Annotated in this window: 23 protein-coding genes and 2 pseudogenes; 17 read left to right on the forward strand and 8 right to left on the reverse strand. The window is 36.3% G+C overall.

All coding sequences use genetic code 11. The features are described from left to right. The first annotated feature begins 112 nt into the window (after positions 1 to 112). Positions 113 to 570, forward strand: a pseudogene (locus JCM9157_RS08175) (CcdC family protein). Positions 571 to 645: 75 nt separating this feature from the next. Here the strand turns inward: JCM9157_RS08175 and JCM9157_RS08180 are convergent. Beyond that, positions 646 to 1,077, reverse strand: coding sequence for a DUF2621 domain-containing protein (locus JCM9157_RS08180; protein WP_439644335.1), 432 nt, complete (start codon positions 1,075 to 1,077; stop codon positions 646 to 648). 131 nt (positions 1,078 to 1,208) lie between these two features. On the opposite strand from JCM9157_RS08180, the gene JCM9157_RS08185 reads away from it, so the two are divergent. The 4 genes from JCM9157_RS08185 (at position 1,209) to wrbA (ending at position 3,987) form a co-directional block, all read left to right on the forward strand. After that, positions 1,209 to 1,628 (forward strand): hypothetical protein, encoded by a 420-nt coding sequence (locus JCM9157_RS08185; RefSeq protein ID WP_035663746.1) that lies wholly within the window; start codon positions 1,209 to 1,211, stop codon positions 1,626 to 1,628. Positions 1,629 to 1,763: 135 nt separating this feature from the next. Then, positions 1,764 to 2,885: an alanine dehydrogenase gene (gene ald, locus JCM9157_RS08190; RefSeq protein WP_035663747.1), complete on the forward strand. Its 1,122-nt coding sequence runs from the start codon at positions 1,764 to 1,766 to the stop codon at positions 2,883 to 2,885. 136 nt (positions 2,886 to 3,021) lie between these two features. Beyond that, on the forward strand, positions 3,022 to 3,216 hold the full coding sequence (gene ykzS, locus JCM9157_RS08195) for a protein YkzS (RefSeq protein ID WP_035663748.1): 195 nt from the start codon (positions 3,022 to 3,024) through the stop codon (positions 3,214 to 3,216). A 171-nt stretch (positions 3,217 to 3,387) separates the two neighbouring features. Continuing rightward, positions 3,388 to 3,987 carry an NAD(P)H:quinone oxidoreductase gene (wrbA, locus tag JCM9157_RS08200; RefSeq protein ID WP_035663751.1) on the forward strand — a complete coding sequence of 200 codons (600 nt, stop codon included), beginning with the start codon at positions 3,388 to 3,390 and terminating at the stop codon, positions 3,985 to 3,987. 81 nt (positions 3,988 to 4,068) lie between these two features. Here the strand turns inward: wrbA and JCM9157_RS23925 are convergent, their stop codons facing one another. Next, entirely contained in the window at positions 4,069 to 4,158 is a 90-nt protein-coding gene (locus tag JCM9157_RS23925) for a YjcZ family sporulation protein (protein ID WP_035663752.1), read from the reverse strand. A 212-nt stretch (positions 4,159 to 4,370) separates the two neighbouring features. Here JCM9157_RS23925 and JCM9157_RS08210 point away from each other — a divergent pair, with 212 nt between their 5' ends. The 8 genes from JCM9157_RS08210 to JCM9157_RS08235 all read left to right on the forward strand — a co-directional run bounded on the left by JCM9157_RS08210 (position 4,371) and on the right by JCM9157_RS08235 (position 8,689). Next, positions 4,371 to 4,688 carry a hypothetical protein gene (locus tag JCM9157_RS08210; protein WP_148296833.1) on the forward strand — a complete coding sequence of 106 codons (318 nt, stop codon included), beginning with the start codon at positions 4,371 to 4,373 and terminating at the stop codon, positions 4,686 to 4,688. Positions 4,689 to 4,734: 46 nt separating this feature from the next. Beyond that, on the forward strand, positions 4,735 to 5,301 hold the full coding sequence (locus JCM9157_RS08215) for a DUF4256 domain-containing protein (protein ID WP_035663754.1): 567 nt from the start codon (positions 4,735 to 4,737) through the stop codon (positions 5,299 to 5,301). A gap of 83 nt (positions 5,302 to 5,384) precedes the next feature. After that, positions 5,385 to 5,534: a hypothetical protein gene (locus JCM9157_RS24590; protein WP_156321478.1), complete on the forward strand. Its 150-nt coding sequence runs from the start codon at positions 5,385 to 5,387 to the stop codon at positions 5,532 to 5,534. A 30-nt stretch (positions 5,535 to 5,564) separates the two neighbouring features. Further along, a complete protein-coding gene (locus tag JCM9157_RS08220; RefSeq protein ID WP_035663756.1) occupies positions 5,565 to 6,095 on the forward strand; it encodes a GNAT family N-acetyltransferase in 531 nt (176 codons plus the stop codon). A gap of 434 nt (positions 6,096 to 6,529) precedes the next feature. Next, positions 6,530 to 7,435, forward strand: coding sequence for a phosphatase PAP2 family protein (locus JCM9157_RS08225; protein WP_035663757.1), 906 nt, complete (start codon positions 6,530 to 6,532; stop codon positions 7,433 to 7,435). A gap of 76 nt (positions 7,436 to 7,511) precedes the next feature. Then, entirely contained in the window at positions 7,512 to 7,904 is a 393-nt protein-coding gene (locus JCM9157_RS25710; protein WP_052013024.1) for a serine aminopeptidase domain-containing protein, read from the forward strand. 10 nt (positions 7,905 to 7,914) lie between these two features. Beyond that, entirely contained in the window at positions 7,915 to 8,439 is a 525-nt protein-coding gene (locus tag JCM9157_RS25715; RefSeq protein WP_052013025.1) for a serine aminopeptidase domain-containing protein, read from the forward strand. A gap of 40 nt (positions 8,440 to 8,479) precedes the next feature. Continuing rightward, positions 8,480 to 8,689, forward strand: coding sequence for a CDGSH iron-sulfur domain-containing protein (locus JCM9157_RS08235; RefSeq protein WP_035663759.1), 210 nt, complete (start codon positions 8,480 to 8,482; stop codon positions 8,687 to 8,689). Positions 8,690 to 8,775: 86 nt separating this feature from the next. On the opposite strand, the gene JCM9157_RS08240 is transcribed toward JCM9157_RS08235, so the two are convergent. From JCM9157_RS08240 to JCM9157_RS08245, 3 genes are all read right to left on the reverse strand, one after another. Beyond that, complete coding sequence (locus JCM9157_RS08240) at positions 8,776 to 8,994, reverse strand: hypothetical protein (RefSeq protein WP_035663762.1); 219 nt, start codon at positions 8,992 to 8,994, stop codon at positions 8,776 to 8,778. Positions 8,995 to 9,076: 82 nt separating this feature from the next. Beyond that, the gene (locus JCM9157_RS24595; protein ID WP_156321479.1) at positions 9,077 to 9,241 is read right to left on the reverse strand and encodes a hypothetical protein; all 165 of its coding nucleotides are present in this window, start codon (positions 9,239 to 9,241) and stop codon (positions 9,077 to 9,079) included. Between the two features lie 103 nt (positions 9,242 to 9,344). Further along, the gene (locus JCM9157_RS08245; RefSeq protein ID WP_035663764.1) at positions 9,345 to 9,716 is read right to left on the reverse strand and encodes a hypothetical protein; all 372 of its coding nucleotides are present in this window, start codon (positions 9,714 to 9,716) and stop codon (positions 9,345 to 9,347) included. A 361-nt stretch (positions 9,717 to 10,077) separates the two neighbouring features. On the opposite strand from JCM9157_RS08245, the pseudogene megL reads away from it, so the two are divergent. Further along, a pseudogene (gene megL / locus JCM9157_RS08250) lies at positions 10,078 to 11,260 on the forward strand (methionine gamma-lyase). A gap of 126 nt (positions 11,261 to 11,386) precedes the next feature. Here megL and JCM9157_RS08255 read toward each other — a convergent pair. Then, on the reverse strand, positions 11,387 to 11,815 hold the full coding sequence (locus JCM9157_RS08255) for a hypothetical protein (RefSeq protein WP_035663765.1): 429 nt from the start codon (positions 11,813 to 11,815) through the stop codon (positions 11,387 to 11,389). A 198-nt stretch (positions 11,816 to 12,013) separates the two neighbouring features. Between JCM9157_RS08255 and JCM9157_RS24600 the strand changes: the two genes are divergently transcribed. Next, a complete protein-coding gene (locus tag JCM9157_RS24600; protein ID WP_156321480.1) occupies positions 12,014 to 12,175 on the forward strand; it encodes a hypothetical protein in 162 nt (53 codons plus the stop codon). Positions 12,176 to 12,240: 65 nt separating this feature from the next. Here the strand turns inward: JCM9157_RS24600 and JCM9157_RS25265 are convergent, their stop codons facing one another. Then, positions 12,241 to 12,462: a hypothetical protein gene (locus tag JCM9157_RS25265; RefSeq protein WP_235714857.1), complete on the reverse strand. Its 222-nt coding sequence runs from the start codon at positions 12,460 to 12,462 to the stop codon at positions 12,241 to 12,243. A gap of 17 nt (positions 12,463 to 12,479) precedes the next feature. After that, positions 12,480 to 13,172 (reverse strand): 3'-5' exonuclease, encoded by a 693-nt coding sequence (locus JCM9157_RS08260; protein WP_235714863.1) that lies wholly within the window; start codon positions 13,170 to 13,172, stop codon positions 12,480 to 12,482. 608 nt (positions 13,173 to 13,780) lie between these two features. Here JCM9157_RS08260 and JCM9157_RS08265 point away from each other — a divergent pair. Both JCM9157_RS08265 and JCM9157_RS08270 read left to right on the forward strand, forming a co-directional pair. After that, complete coding sequence (locus tag JCM9157_RS08265; protein ID WP_035663767.1) at positions 13,781 to 15,529, forward strand: ABC transporter ATP-binding protein; 1,749 nt, start codon at positions 13,781 to 13,783, stop codon at positions 15,527 to 15,529. Beyond that, positions 15,530 to 17,563, forward strand: a complete 2,034-nt coding sequence (locus tag JCM9157_RS08270) for an ABC transporter ATP-binding protein (RefSeq protein WP_035663768.1) — start codon at positions 15,530 to 15,532, stop codon at positions 17,561 to 17,563. It begins immediately after the preceding gene. Positions 17,564 to 17,618: the final 55 nt, after the last annotated feature.

A 17,618-nucleotide genomic window follows, 5' to 3' on the forward strand; every position in this document is an offset into this window, starting at 1 on the left:
AACTAGACAAGCTTTCATGTATCTTTAGAAGAGATAAACACCTTTATCGTGGAAAGGGGTGGACAGCTTGAATGACACCTATGTATGGATTACAACGATTGGGGCAGTGGTAATGGCAATGTTCGCTTTCGTTATTCGGTTAAGAGCAACGAAAAAGCCAGTTTCAGTTAAAAAAATTATTATCCCCCCTTTGCTATGTCAACCGGCTTTTTGATGTTTCTATATGAACCTGCTAGACCAGCTTTCTTACAAGTAATAGAAGCGGTGTTAGTCGGTATACTCTTTTCAATTTTATTAATTAAAACGTCTAAATTTGAAATTAGAAACCAACAAATTTACATGAAGAGATCAAAGGCATTCGCTTTCATTTTAATAGGGTTGTTGCTAGCTCGGATCATATTTAAATTGGTAATTGGAGATGCGATTCATGTAGAAGAACTCGCAGGCATGTTTTTCTTATTAGCTTATGGCATGATTATCCCTTGGAGAATCTCTATGTATATTAATTACCGCAAAATTGAAAAAGAGCTTGAAGAACATATTCGAACCCAACCACTGCCAATGTCGTAATTTTAACTCTTTATAATGAGCCCAAAAAGAATAAACAAGAAAACGACACCGGCTACCGATGTCGTTTTCTTGTCGTTAAGATGATTCTAGCAATTCTTGATATGGTTGCATATCAATGTTCTTCTCACGTAATTTCTTAATAAGAAATTTGTGATCTCGTTTTGGAGTAGCTAATATATAGCCACGAATAATATAGTCTAGTGTTAATTCATCAATTTTGTCATGAAGAGCAAGTTCACCAATTTTTCCTGCGATCTTCCCCTTTGCTACATCACGGAACAACTCAGGTACTGGTTCTACTAAATCATTTAAGAGTTGACGTTGGTCTTCTTTCCATAAATGAAGTGTTTTTTCTATATAATATTCCTGCCAATCAAGAATAGATTTTCCGTCTTCTTTAGGTAGTCTCTTCAAGAACTTTCGGAACATAAAATATCCACCAATAAACATGACAGTAATTAAGAAAATAGTCCATAAAACGATAAACCACATAAACCAAGTGGGCATTATTTTCACCTCAGCTTTTATTCATTCCTATCCTACCACAAAAACGAAAAACCTGCGAATAGAATAGGTTAAAATAGAAAGATTCCAATATTGATGTGTGAGTGGTAAGATTAATAGCTGAGGTGAAAATTATGATTATAATTATAAGTTATGCATTACATATGCTTGTTTCAGTTCTATTCTTTTTACTTATCCCGTTTCCTTTTTTAATTAAAGGAAGTTTACTGGACGAGCCTGGTAGATTTGAGCTTTTGTTAAAAATCTACAAACGAATCATTTGGGTTGCTCATGGAGGGGTGATCGTTTCGCTAGTTTCTGGCTTTCTTTTAACTTCCTCATGGACGACAGTTTGGTTTATCATTGTTATCTTGATATGGCTTGTCCTCAGTGCATTTCTTGGAATGTCTGCAAAAATGATTAGAATAATTTTAGAAAGAATAACCGGTAAGGAAAAAGCTGAAGATGAGATTGCTAAATTAAGATTCTACAGCTTTATGTTAATGATCTCAATTTTATCGATGTTTCTAATGAAATTCGTAGTGTATCTTTAGGTTTTGGCAAATATTTGTAAGCTCTTTTGTGTAAATTAACAAAAGGGCTATAAAATATTTTGCAATCTAGACAATGTCAGCTCTTCATAAAATGGCTATACTGACATTAATAAGGAAGTTTGAGGAGGACATAAAATGTTAATAGGTGTACCTAAGGAAATAAAAAACAACGAAAACCGAGTAGCGATGACACCTGCAAGTGTAATGACACTAGTGCAGGGTGGACATAGAGTTATTATTGAGAAACAAGCAGGAGTAGGTAGTGGGTTTGAAGACGAAGCTTATATCCAAGCTGGAGCGGAAATTGAAGAAGATGTAGCCTCTATTTGGAGCAATGTTGATATGATTATGAAGGTGAAGGAACCTTTACCATCGGAATATGCTTTTTTTCGTAAAGGATTAATTTTATTCACATATCTTCATCTTGCGGCTGAACCTCAATTGGCAAAAGCATTAGTGGAAAATGAAGTAACTTCGATCGCCTATGAAACAGTTCAAGTAGGACGTACTTTACCTCTTCTAACACCAATGAGCGAAGTGGCTGGACGTATGGCGGCTCAAATAGGAGCTCAGTTTCTTGAAAAGCCAAAAGGTGGAAAAGGTATTCTCCTTTCAGGTGTACCAGGAGTAAAAAGAGGAAAAGTAACTGTAATTGGCGGTGGGGTAGTTGGAACAAATGCTGCTAAAATTGCAATGGGTCTTGGAGCGGATGTTACGATCATGGATTTAAGTCCCGATCGACTACGTCAATTAGATGATTTATATGGAACCGATATCCAAACATTAATGTCTAATCCCCTTAATATTGCAGAAGCTGTAGCAGATTCTGATTTAGTCATTGGAGCTGTTTTAATCCCTGGAGCAAAAGCGCCAAAGCTTGTGACGGAAGAAATGATTCAATCGATGAAGCCAGGATCTGTTGTAGTGGATGTTGCAATAGACCAAGGTGGTATTATTGAGACGGTTGATCGTATTACGACTCATGACGAACCAACTTATACTAAGCATGATGTCGTTCATTATGCTGTAGCCAATATGCCTGGAGCTGTACCAAGAACTTCTACAATTGCTTTAACAAATGTGACAATTCCTTATGCCCTTCAAATTGCTAACAAAGGTGTTAAACAAGCACTTATTGAAAATCATGCTTTAGAATTAGGTTTGAATACAGCTGCTGGCGCAGTAACATACGCAGCCGTCGCAAATGACCTTGGTTATGATTATTTAACTGCTGCAGAAGCTTTAGAAAGAATTTAATTTGTAATTTGTGCTAAGACTAAATCTTTAAATTGATTTAGTCTTTTTTCTGCTTGTTATACTAGATCTAATAGGAATTATATTGAACCTTTGATAAAATAGGTAGGAACATCGAAGGGTGAAAGGAAGTTTAAGCATGGAAAAACAAGAAATACTAGAGATCATTGAGAAATTACGAAAGAGAGAGATAGATTCATACTTAGTTCCCAAAATGCATTTTCTACTATTTTGTCAAGTGTTACTTAAGCAAGAGGATGCGATTGACTTTAGAGGAAATGCGCAACATGGTGGAGATACTATTTACACTTATGAACCTGGCTGGACAAAATAAAAGGAATACAAAAAGCTGTTAATGCATAAAAGTGAGGAAACGATCGCAAAGCAAGCACCTGTTACCGTCTAATGGGTGCTTGCTTTTTTGTATAAAAAGGATGTATTGGCGCAAAATAGATTAGAAATTATGTCTAACTATAACGTTAATAGTTGATAAAGGAGAATGTCAATGACAGTTAAACTTGCAGTAATCTATTATAGTTCAACAGGTACAAATTATCAGTTAGCTCAGTGGGCAGAAAAAGGAGGGAAAGAAGCAGGTGCAGAAGTAAAAGTATTAAAAGTACCTGAACTAGCTCCACAGTCTGCAATTGAACAGAATCCAGCTTGGAAAGCTCATGTTAAAGCAACAAAGGACGTACCAGAAGTCAGTTTGGATGACTTAGAATGGGCTGATGCTATTATTTTCAGTGTCCCAACTCGATTCGGAAATATGCCAGCTCAAATGAAACAATTCTTAGATCAAACAGGTGGATTATGGTATCACGGCAAATTAATAAACAAAGTTGTAAGCGCGATGTCCTCCGCTCAAAATTTACATGGTGGTCAAGAAGCGACGATATTGTCACTGTATACAACGATGCATCATTGGGGTGCATTGATTGCTAGCCCAGGCTATACGGATCCTGTTTTATTTACTACTGGAGGAAACCCTTATGGTACGAGCGTAACCGTTGATCAGGATGGGAAGATGCAAGAAAATGTTGAACCAGCGGTGATGCATCAAGTAAAAAGAACGATAGATATAGCTAAGAAGATTAAATCTTAAGGCTTGTGGAATAAGGCTATAATAATTAGAAAAGGATGTTCCAAAGAAGCAACTCTCTGGAACATCCTTTTTTTAGTCTACTTACGCGATGTAAGCAGAACCTACAATTACTAATAAAATAAATAACACTACGATTAGTGTAAAGCTACTAGCTCCTGCAAAGTGAGTCATGTGAAATTCCTCCTTTTTTAGTTGCTACACCATATGTGTATGTAGTCAGTTTGAAAATGTGAAAGAAATTCATTTTCTATGCAAATGAAAATATGGTCGGGAGAATGAGAATCCAAAAGCACGTGTTTAATGTTAAAGTAAAAGGTAGGAATAAATCTTCTTACATAAAGCAAGTTTCGTATCATACGAAAGGGAAAAAAGGGGGGATTTTCGTGTTAACATTTATAAAAGATGTTGGAAGATCAATGGAATTGTTATTTTTTGTAGTAATAGGATTTTATTTAACTACAAGTACAGCTGGTCTTTTTTATGAAAGTTATGGAATTGCATTTTCAGGGAATATATGGGTTAATTGGTTTGGGATTTCTTATTTTCTCTTTGCTGTTTATACAGCTTTCATGGGGTTTTTTATCTTAAAAGATGTTGAATTTTATCATCGTTTTATTTCATCAAGAATTTTTTGGATCTTATTCGTTGGCGCAACTTCTATTATTATAGTGCCTATTTTCAGAGGAGAAAATCCATTTTAAATAGAGGAACAGAAAAAACATGAGAAAAAACAAGGGAGAATCTATTATGCAAAAAGGACATAAGGCGTTGTCACAAGAGCAACTTGAAGAATTATTTAGAACGTTAAAAGCCCGCTTTGAGAAAAATATGAACCGACATGAAGGTATCGAATGGGCAGATGTACAGGGGAAGCTGGAAGGTAATGCTGAAAAGCTGTGGTCGCTTAAGGAAATGGAAGAAACCGGTGGGGAACCGGATGTTGTTGGTCATGATCAAGAAACGGGTGCATACATCTTTTTTGATTGCTCACCGGAAAGCCCTAAAGGGCGCAGAAGCGTTTGCTATGACCGAGAAGCGCTAGAATCACGAAAAAAACACAAACCAGAGAATAGCGCTATTGATATGGCTACAAATATGGGCATCGAACTGCTAACAGAAGATCAATACCGTGAGTTACAGAAACTTGGGAATTTTGATAGGAAAACGTCGAGCTGGGTGCAGACACCTGCTAATATTAGAAAGCTTGGCGGTGCCCTCTTTTGTGATCGGCGCTACGATACGATCTTTTTGTACCACAATGGAGCAGATTCCTACTATGGGGCAAGGGGTTTCCGTGGCTCGTTAAGGGTTTAATGTTGAAGAGCTGGTAAATAGAAACCACGACGGAAGCTAAGTTAAAGTTAAATATATTTTTGGTTAAGGGAGATTACATAAAAATGATTGGGTTTTTAATAGCTTTAGGTATAGGAGTATTCGCTTTTATTAAGTTAGATGAAAAACAACGAGAAATAAAGAAATTAGTTAAAGAGTGTAATGAGACAAATCAAGTAATCTTGAGTGAATTAAAAAAAATGAAGAGTCCGTAAGCTGTATTCAATTTTAAGGGAGAGAACAAGATGGTTCCTAAACTAGAAACGGAGAGATTACTATTAAGAGAAATTGAAAAAGATGATGTTACTGATATATTCAGGTGTTTCTCCAACGATAAGGTAACACGTTACTATGGTCAAGAGACATTAGAAAATGTCGGACAAGCGGATGCGATTATAGAATTTTTCTCAAATAGTTACAAAGAAAAAAGAGCGATACGTTGGGGGATTGAAAGAAAAGAAACTGAAGGTTTAATTGGTACCATTGGATTTAACGCTTGGTCTCCTAAACATAAACGAGCAGAAATAGGCTATGAAATTCATCCTGATCACTGGAGAAAGGGTTATACCTCTGAAGCGTTATTAAGAATTATACAGTACGGATTTAATGAATTAGGTCTTACTCGAATAGGGGCTGTAGTTTTCATAGAAAATGAAGCATCAAATAAGTTGCTAACTAAAATGGGGTTTCAACAAGAAGGGATTTTAAGGGAGTATATGTATCAAAATGGTAGAGCATATGATACATTCGTTTATTCCATTCTGAAAGACAATTAAATTATTGAGGGAGCCTGTGCGAAAGAATAGTGCACTTGTGATTAAGACACACTTGTGGACAATGAGGATCCTATTTGCTTTAAAAACACACATTTCGGTTACTTCGCGGACTCACATACTCTTATTCCCCTAAAACTAGAGAAAATCACTACAGTTTTTCTTAAATAAGAGATCCCTCTGGCCTCTTGACTGTAACTGGTCATTGTTTTTATAGAAGTAAAGTACTGTGAGTCCGGGTCTAGTTTTCTATGATATAAGCTCTAATTTTCTAACAACTATATTGAGATGTAAGTTTCGAAGATTGCCACTGATATCTCATAAACAAGAGTACCTACTTCTTGCCAAAACCCGACAAATATCTTCAAACAATTAAAGGATTTTAATAATGAAGGTGGAAATAGTATAGGATCTTATCATACATCAGGAGGACGCAAATGAATCAAACGGAGATTTTACGTTTTATGACTCAATTACAACATCCTTTTTTTGACGGAATTGCTGCCGTGCTTACTTTTTTAGGAAACGAAGAGTTTTATTTTTTAGTGATTCCGCTAGTTTACTGGTGCTTTTCGAAAAAAGCTGGCTTCAGATTGTTTTACATCTTTTTGCTTTCTGTTACAGTAAATTCTTTTTTGAAGATCACGTATGCTATTCAACGTCCAATCGGAGTGGAAGGAGTTCACTCCCTTTTTATTTCGTCGGCTGAAGTAGGAAGTCATTATCCATATGATTCTTTTCCGAGTGGCCATGCTCAAGGCTCAGCAACTTTATGGGGGTATTTAGCTTATTTAATTGCTAGACCTTCTTTCTGGGTATTCTCTATTGTTCTAGTTCTCTTTATTTCACTTTCTAGACTTTATTCGGGATTACACTGGCCAACAGATGTGGTAGTTGGTATGATCCTAGCAGTAATCATCTTGATGTTAGCCATTTATCTTCAATCTAAACTATCGAAACTTTCGAAGAAAGTGAAATGGATGTTAGCGATTGGTGTTCCATTTGTAATTATTGCTATTTTTCCTGAAGAAGAAGGAATTAAATATGCTGGTTTTCTATTGGGGGCAGGTCTAGGTTATTTACTTGAAACAAAAAAAGTTAAGATGATCATCAGTGGAGCAATTATTCGTAAAATACTTGCCTATGGCATTGGGATCATTGGTTTATTTGCTCTTCAAATAGGGTTGAAGATGATTTTCCCAGAAGCGCTTCTATTTGATTTTGTTCGCTATGCTTTCATCGGTTTATGGGGTTTGCTTGGTGCACCTTATTTATTTGTTTTATTAAAACTTTATAAGAGTGAACAAAATATAACCACCTCAAAAGGGAATGTTTCAGTTTAGAAAAGGATATGAATATTAATAACCAAAGGAGATCAAATGAAGTAATGATTGATCTCTTTTTTAAGGGGGAACTAGCATGGGAAAAGAAATGTGGATACCGATGAAGGATGGCCATGAAGTCTTTCTATGCAATTGGATTGAGGAATTCAAGCCTCCAAGAGCAATTCTTCAATTAGCCCACGGAATGGCGGAGCATTCAGCGCGTTATCAAGAGTTTGCAATGGAATTAGCGGCGCTAGGTATCGGTGTTTATGCAAATGATCACCGGGGACATGGTAGGACGGGAGAGAAAAGTGGTACGATGGGCCACCTCAATAATGAAAACGGTTTCGAGAGGGTGGTGGCTGATTTGAAGGAGATAAATGAGTTTATTCATTTGAATCATCCAGATATACCTGTATTTCTGATGGGGCACAGTATGATCATTCTTCGTCCGTCGGTTCATTCAAAAATACCCAGCTGCAGTTAAAGGGGTAATCTTGTCAGGAACAGGTGGGGATCCAGGGTTTAGTGGCAGAGTGGCTAAAACAGTTGTGGCGAGTCAATTAAAAATAAAAGGCACACAAACCCCAAGCCCATTGTTAAACCAATTATTCTTTGGTGATTTTAATAAAAGTGTAAAGTCACCTGAAACAAAGTTTGATTGGTTAACAAGAGATAGAGATGAAGTTCAAAAATATATAGATGATCCTTTTTGTGGATTTATCCCGACAGTTGGTTTTTTTGCTGATTTACTAGAAGGTCTAAATACGATTCATCAAGACAATGAAATTGCTAAAATAGAAAAAGATTTGCCTTTCTATTTTATTAGCGGTGATCAAGATCCTGTTGGAAAAAAAACAAAAGCTGTTAGTCGAATTATTAATCAATACAAAAAACACGGAGTGAAGCGAATTGAATATAAGTTTTACAAAGATGGTCGTCACGAGATGTTAAATGAAATAAATCGGCAAGAAGTTGTAAATGACATTGTGAATTGGTTACAGAAACAGCTGTTATACTAGTTTTTAATGATATAATTGTTAAAAAGAGGGGTGAGATAAAATGAGTGAAACAAAAAAAGTGGTTCTAAAAGTAAATGATAATGGTTCTATTCGTGTAATGGGCGATGTTGAATTGGTAGATGCAGAAGGAAATGCCTATGAGGCAAAGCCAGCTTTCTCTATCTGTAGATGCGGCGCATCTAAAAATAAACCATATTGCGATGGTACGCATAAAGCAATAGGATTTGAGAGTGCGCCGAGAGCAAAATAAATGAGGAAAACGAAGCAGTCGTCTAAACGATTGCTTCGTTTTTTGCGTAACAGGGAACGTTTTTCTAATAAGCGAATAGGATATTATTATTTCTTACCCCAAGCTCTTCCTTTTGTCAGGATACAAGGGACGCCTTTGCCGATAGCTCCTGGTTTTTTCATTTTTTCTAAATAATCTAATCCTCTAGAACATTGCTGTTTACATGAATAACAAGTATCAGAGGTTACAATTTTCATGGTAAATGCATACTTCTCATTTGCAGAAATTTTAGGTATTACTTTTGATTTTTTGTTATTCTTAGCCATAACTCATCTCTCCGTATCATTTGATGCTTTATCTTATGCTACGATTTAAAAGGAGTGATGAGCGGGAAAGAATAATTTTTTGTCAAAGCCAATAATCCATTTCCCTAATATCATCTTTATACTGTTCTCTAATAAGCGTTTCTTCTTCTTTCATTTGTTCTTGCGCTCGTTCTTCAGTTTCGGAAGAGCCATATTGAAGTACATAATCACCATTTTTTAAAATGGCAGTAACTTTCCAATGTACCATAGACACCACCTCCGTTAGGGAATTTAAGAAAATATATTCAGCAGTATTCCCATTTATTAAAAACAAAAACAAAAACATAATGAAAATTTTATATTGGTTCCGTTTAGCCTCTCTCTTTTGTAGTAAACCCTTCTTCTCTTAGTGGACTATACGTATCAATTGAATGGGCCATTATCGCACCTGATCTCGGTAATTGTTCCCGAAGAATTGTACAAGCTCTAACTCTATAATCATTTAAATGTGTAATCTCAGGATCATACTTTACAAGTACTTCTGCTTTTACTGAGAGTGAGGTAACTGTTTCTCCGTAACTCTCATCAAAAGCAGTTTTTACTATATCTATCCCTGTAACTAAAACTGTTGGACTTTTATATCGTGATATCGTATCAATTCTTCTTTGTAACTGCTGTTCTGGTACATCAGGTTTGGAAAATAAATGAATGCTAGCTTCGCAAAAAGCTTTTCCCTTAAACAAAAAAAGACCTCCCTAATAAAAAAGCTATATTACTATTTTATCAGATGATCAGGGAATCAAACAATAAACATGGACATGATATAGTAAGAACTATTTTTTCTGCAAGTTCGGCGTTTTAAGAAAGCTCGCTCATACATATAAATAAATATCTAGAGCAAAGGAATGAGAGGGTGATCACAGTTGAAAAGATTAGATTACTTAAGACCATTTTTAACAGCCGGTGTCATTGGGTGCGCGATTGCTGCCATTATTATTCTATTATTTGGGGGAGCCTAGCCCCGTGAAAAAGTGCTGTAACAAAAATTACAAAGAGAAAATATGATGATTGTAGAAAGCGCTTACAAATAGTGAGGAGGATCTTATGACTAAACAGCACAGGTTTGAAACGAAGGCCATCCACTCTGGTTATAGTAAGAAGGAACATACCGATAGCTTAACCCCTCCCATTTATCAAACATCTACATTTACATTTTCTTCAGTCGAACAAGGAGCAAACAGATTTGCAGGTCATGAACAAGGCTATATCTATTCAAGACTCTCAAATCCAACGGTTAAGGTTTTAGAAGATCGAATGGCAGACTTAGAAGAGGGGGAGGCTGCTTTAGCCTTTGGCTCTGGTATGGCAGCTGTTTCAGCTGTTCTCATTGCGTTAACAAAAGCTAATGATCATATTTTATGTTCGAAGGGTGTTTATGGGTGCACATTTGGACTGCTAGAGATGTTACAAGATAAATATAATATCGGCCATACATTTTCTACCTTACATTCTCGTGAAGCAATCTTGTCACAAATCAAAGAGAATACAAGTTGCATTTATATTGAAACTCCAATTAATCCAACGATGAAACTAATCGACTTAGAATTAATAGTTCGTATTGCGAAGGAAAAAGGAATACCCGTTATTGTCGATAATACATTTTCAACTCCTTATCTTCAGAAACCTCTACGATTAGGTTGTGATCTAGTTGTACACAGTGCTACGAAATATATCGGGGGGCACGGTGATGTAGTGGGGGGGGATCGTTGTAGGTAATTCTAAAACAATTAGTAAAATAAAAAGTACGACTCAAAAAGACATCGGTGGTATTATTTCACCGTTTGATGCATGGCTATTAATACGTGGTTTAAAAACACTAGCTGTTAGAATGGATAAACACTGTGCAACGGCTGAGAAGATTGCATCAGAATTAAATCGTCACCCAAAAGTGAAAGCTGTTTATTACCCAGGGCTTCAAGCAAACTCTGAACATGTTGTCATGAAAAAACAAATGAGAAAAGCCGGGGGACTTCTTTCATTTGAATTAAACGGAACGTATGAAGATACGATACGGGTTGTAAACCAATTAAAGTTAATCCCCATTGCCGTTAGCTTAGGTGATGCCGAAACACTCATTCAACATCCTGCTTCAATGACGCATGCGGTTGTGCCTAAACCTATTCGTGAAGAGATGGGAATTTCTGATACACTTCTTAGATTATCACTTGGCCTTGAAGCGTGGGAAGATATTTGGAATGACTTAAAACAGGCATTGGAATATTTATAAGCAACAACAAACGAAAAAGTAAGTTCCCTGACAGAGCTATGTTTTCAACCTATTCAGTGCCCTCCTAGATAATCGAGAATGATAAGATGCCTCTATGTAATCTTACCGAGATTTGATCTTTGTTTGTTACTGATTTGTTACTAGACCTTCGCGTTTTTGCACGATGTCTTCAATTATTTTTGAATGAACGGTTGCCCATGAGCGCTCACGGAAATGTATACTAACACTGATTGTAACAGCTATTAAATAAAGGAAAACAAATAGAAGCCACAAATAACTATCATCATTCTCGAAAAAAGCTTGTACTTGAGTCCCGAAAATAAATAAAATCCAAGGAACTGCCGTTACGAGGATGGGAATCAGTCCAGAACCGTTTTTTTCTTTTAACACTCGGTAATGAATGTTTCTAAGAGTTGAAGTGTTAATCGTTTCATAAAAACTTTGAATATCCGTCAGTTCCTGAATTTCTTTTACTTGGGTTGGATCTATTCCTTTGTTTGCTTTTTTTTGCAACCTTAAATAAAATTTATGTGCGTCGCCGCGAAACGAAATCATAAAACCCTCCAAACATAAACTACATGAATTACTTTGTATTATTCTAGACAAGTAAAGTTGTAGTTAAACAGAATGTAGGGAGATGTTGGGGCAAAAAATAAAATCACAAGTTTTAATGGGGTCATTTGAAATTCGCTTTTTGGTCTAACTATAAGTCGTCCTCCATATAGTTAAATCAAGGGGGAATCGGGATGGCAATTGATCGTTGTGCAGATTGTGGAAGTATCGGGGCTACCGATTCAAATGGGAAAGAATGTCCTTATTGTGAACGGTATTTATGTCCAAGTTGCATGTCTAAACAGCTCAAGGTTTATAATTGGAATGGCTGTGCAACATGCTGTATCTACTACAGAAGGTTAATGCTGAAGTAGGCGCCGAAGCAGGCGTCTATTTTAGTTTGGAAAGTTATGTATGAAGGAAGATTTTCATCCTCTCTTCAAAGTAAGTTGTTCAACTGAAGTGATTACATAATCACTTAGTATTAAGATGTTTGAAGAATAAGCTTTATGTTCCTCGTACGTCACGATGAAATCGTGATAAAAAGAAATAAGCTGTTCAACTAACATTTGATTTTCTTTGTTAAAGATTCCTGAGCGATTGATAAGAATGTTGTGATATTTTTTCACTAGATTTCTAGTTTGTTTCAACCGCTTCTTAGCTTCTTTTATATGAAATATATCAGTTTCTCCGAAAAGGATGATACTTCTTTCATTAATTTACGCTGGAGTTGTTTATTCATCTGTTCAATTGGAAAATCTTCAGTTTCAAATATAAATGTTTTTAACATAATTAAATCAGATGCTAATGGCTGATCTAGGAACTGAAGATAAATTCGAAGAGTATTGTAAGCATCATACATAGGGTTGTGTTTTTCTCCGATAAAATCAAGCTCGTAAAGCTTGAGAGCCCCTTCAACTGAAACATTTGAATTTGATACGCGCTTAGTAAAAATTGCTTGAAAATCAACATAACGTTTCTCTATTTTGTTGATCGTTGACTGTGAAACCTCGTGTTTCAAAGCATCTAGTTTTAACCGAGATAGATCACTAGGTGACCATGAAAAAAATCTAGATTTTTTTACTCCGCCAACCCAGGTTAAAAAATCTTTAAAAACAACTTTAAACGAAGCTGCGTCTTGAAGATCTTCATCCTTAATTCCGGTAAGTGTCTTACAAAAATTACTTAAAGGTTTAGTTGAGATTGGTTTAATGAATTGATCAAAAGAGGTGATCTGTTCTGTTTCAAGATCGTATTTAACGGCACCTAAGCGGATAGCTTCCATTGCTTCAAACGTTAACCCTTTATTAGCACAAAGCATCTCAAAGTCAAAAAAAATAAATTGCTTTACTTTTGCCATAATCATACTCCTTCCTTCAACGGGAAATTATATCGGGAATTTGTGAAAAAAGATAGCGTTAAAAGCTTCCAATTCATTTAACAGCTTGATTCAGAGGAGAGCGATAATGACTAAAAAGAAATAAGTGAACATAATTCTTTCGGTGATGGAAGCACAAATTCAATTAAAATGTGAAAATTTATTGACAACAATAATTGGAAATTATAAACTAATCTTTGTTAGATATTAAATTGAATGGAGGGTTACAAGTGACAATGACACCGGTAAGAAATCAAACAACTTCATATAAATTTGTGGCCCGTACTTTTTTATAAAGTTAGTAGATTAGACTTTTTTTTATCCACTAAACTTGCAGGTCACTATGTTAGTGACGTGCGCTTTGTTATGGTTTTATAAGACATTGTGCAACTGACGCATGATGTCTTTTTTGTGTCCAATTTTAACTACTTTTTTGTTTGTAACAAGCTATTGCTTGTTCACAATATATATCAATATTGAAAGGAGAGGTTTTTGATGAAGCAGGAAAAGGTGATTCGTATGATTTATTTGGATTGGATTAAAGGTGGCTAACGGCAATTTCTCAGTGATAAATTGAAGGAGGGACTTATTTGTTCTCAGTTCTTGGAAAGTTAAGTTGGTTTTTTAAGCAATATTGGAAGCGTTACACAGTAGCGGTGACGTTACTAATTATAGTGAGTGTGTTAGATGTAATTCCACCAAAGCTTATTGGAATGGCGATTGATGATATCCAGTTCGGGCAAATGACAGGAGAAAGATTACGAGAAATTCTGTTATTTTACGGCGGATTGATTGTTGTTAGCTATGTTATTACGTACGTATGGATGTATCAATTGTTTGGTGGAGCTTTTTTAATAGAGCGGATATTACGGTTGCGCTTTATGCGACATCTTCTTTCTATGACTCCTCGTTTTTATGAGAAAAATAGAACTGGAGATTTAATGGCTCGTGCCACAAATGATTTAAAAGCTATCTCAATGACAGCTGGCTTTGGGATTTTAACGTTAATTGATTCAACAATTTTTATGATTATTATCATTGCAGTAATGGGGTTTACGATAAGCTGGCAACTAACATTAGCGGCTTTACTTCCTCTTCCACTTATGGCGATTGCCATTAATTATTACGGGAAGCAAATTCATAAGCGGTTCACTGTTGCTCAGAATGCGTTTGGTGATTTAAACGACAATGTTCTGGAGTCGATTGCTGGTGTCAGGGTCGTTCGGGCATACGTTCAAGAGAAGGCTGATGAGAAACGTTTTAATGATTCGACTGAGGATGTGTTTGAAAAAAACATGGCGGTTGCTAGAGTCGATGCATTATTTGAACCAACGATTAAGATTCTCGTAGGACTTAGTTATGTTATTGGACTCGGTTACGGAGCTTATCTTGTTTTCTATCAAACCATTACTCTTGGAGAATTAGTTAGCTTTAATATTTATTTAGGAATGTTAATATGGCCTATGTTTGCAGTTGGAGAATTAATAAATGTCCTTCAACGTGGAAATGCTTCATTAGATCGTGTGAATGAAACGATCACGTACAAATCAGATGTTTGGGATCATGAAAATGTGACACAAGTTCCAGTGGCGGAAACCATTTCTTTTAAAGATGTTACATTCCGGTATCCTTCATCGACGATTGATAATCTGAAAAATGTTAGCTTACATGTAAACAGAGGTCAGACAATTGGGATTGTCGGCAAGACAGGTAGTGGCAAGACGACATTGCTTAAGCAGTTGTTAAGGGAGTATCCATTAGGCACAGGTACGGTAGAGATATCTGGGGTTCCAATTGAGCAAATCTCTATTGATCAAGTGTTGTCATGGGTAGGGTATGTTCCTCAGGAGCAAATTTTATTTTCTCGTACGATTCGGGAAAATCTTTATTTCGGTAAAGATGAAGTCAGTGAATCTGAAATTGAACGTGCGCTTGAACTCGCTTCCTTTCACTTCGATAAATCAACCATGCCTAAGGGGTTAGATACCCTTGTTGGAGAGAAAGGTGTTGCCTTGTCTGGTGGACAAAAACAAAGAATTTCCATTGCAAGAGCGTTAATTAAAGATCCGGAAATCTTATTATTAGATGATGCGATGTCAGCAGTGGACGGAAAAACAGAAGCGAAAATCATTGAAAACATTCGTCAAGAAAGAGCTGGCAAAACAACCTTTATCACAGCACATCGTCTTTCAGCAGTACAGCATGCGGATTGGATTATTGTGATGGAGGACGGAGTAATAGTTGAAGAAGGAACTCACCAACAACTTCTAGCAGAAAATGGCTGGTACAAAGAGCAATTCGATCGCCAACAGGCTGATTCATATGGAGAGGTGAGTTAAATGGCAGAAAAAAAGACAGGTAAACGCCTTTTTCAATATGCACTTCTTTACAAAAGGACTATCCTTATTGCGCTTGCGATGCTTACTGTAGCTGTTGCGGCTGAGTTAACAGGTCCTTTTATCGCTAAGAAAATGATTGATGACCATATGATGGGAATTGAAACACCTTGGGTAGAAGTTGAAAATCAAGGAGAGAAAACAGTCCTTTATAACGGTCAGTATTTTAAAAGAGAATCGTACGTCGCTGATGGTGATGTAATAGCGGATGGCAAATTGCAATTAGTTCAAGTTGGACGCTCTTTCTATGAAACGAGAGAATCGTTGTCCTTTGATGGCGAGCGAACCGTTACAGGAGATATATTAACGGTTAGACAGGGTGCTAATGAAGCGACTTATTTAGTTGAAAGGTTAAATCAAGAACAGTTATTTGCCTTCTATCAACCCGAAATTAAGCCGATTATTTCCTTGCTTGCTTTTTATGTAGGGTTGTTAGTAATTGCTGCCTTTTTTCAATATGGAAAATCACTATTACTTCAAAAAGCAGCTAATCGAATTATTCAAAAGATGAGAACCGACGTGTTTGAACATATTCAACGAGTTCCAATCTCGTATTTTGATAATCGTCCTGCGGGGAAAATAGTAGCTCGCGTGACCAATGATACAGAAGCGATTCGTGAGTTATACGTGAAAGTATTAGCAACCTTTTTTACAAGTACAATCTACATGACAGGTATCTTTATCGCGCTATTCTTCTTAGATAAGAAACTAGCTCTTATGACCATGATTGTTGTCCCGATTATTATTCTCTGGATGATTCTTTATCGAAAATATGCTTCGAAATACAATCACTTAATTCGAACACGAAATAGTGACATTAATGGGATGATTAATGAATCTATTCAAGGGATGCCGATCATACGGGCATTCCGAAGAAAAGAACATACTTCTAAAGAGTTTGAAACGTTAAATGAAGAACATTTCACGTACCAAAATAAATTGCTTAGCTTAAATGCATTAACGTCTCACAACTTAGTCTTTGTTCTTCGTAACGTTGCATTTGTCGTTTTAATTTGGTATTTCGCAGGTCAATCAATGACGGCTGCTGGGATTGTTTCAATTGGAATGTTGTATGCATTTGTTGATTATTTAAACCGTTTGTTCCAACCAGTAACAGACATTGTGAATCAATTGGCACAACTCGAACAAGCGCGTGTGGCTTCGGAGAGGGTATTTGAGTTACTTGATGAAAAAGGTGAAGAGGTTAATGTAGAGCCCTTGCCTAGATACGAAGGAAATGTTCGCTTTAATCAGGTTTCATTTTCATATGACGGTGAAAATGATGTATTAAAGAACATTAGTTTTGATGCGAGAAAAGGAGAAACAGTCGCGTTAGTTGGGCATACCGGTTCTGGGAAAAGTTCAATTATTAATCTTTTGTTTCGATATTACGACATTGAACGAGGCCAAATTACGATTGATGGGATTGATGCAAGCACACTTCCGCGTCAACAATTAAGAAAACATATGGGAATTGTGTTGCAGGATCCGTTTTTATTCACAGGGACAATTGAGTCAAATGTCAGCTTGGATAATCCGGAAATTTCCAAACGACAAATTAAAGCAGCACTACAAGCTGTTGGGGCGAATCGTTTTATTGAAAAGCTTCCTAATCAATATGACGAGAAAGTTGTTGAGAAAGGAAGTACCCTATCAGCAGGGGAAAGACAATTGATCTCATTTGCACGAGCACTCGCCTATGATCCAGCCGTTCTCATTTTAGATGAGGCGACGGCCAATATTGATACAGAAACAGAAGCGATGATTCAACATGCCCTAAACATCGTAAAAGAAGGAAGGACCACGTTTATCATTGCACATCGTCTTTCTACTATAAGAAACGCTGACCAAATTCTAGTATTAGATAGAGGAGAAATTGTGGAAAGAGGAAACCATGATGAGCTCTTAGCTCAAAAAGGGAAGTATTTTCAAATGTATCAGCTTCAACAAGGCAAGAAAATTGCTGAAGTTGTGTAGGAGGTAAAACATATAGAATAAACACCAAAAAATGCTTGGATATAAATCTAAGCAT

The organism is Halalkalibacter akibai JCM 9157 (assembly GCF_000513135.1).
In the GTDB taxonomy this organism is placed as follows: domain Bacteria; phylum Bacillota; class Bacilli; order Bacillales; family Bacillaceae_D; genus Halalkalibacter; species Halalkalibacter akibai.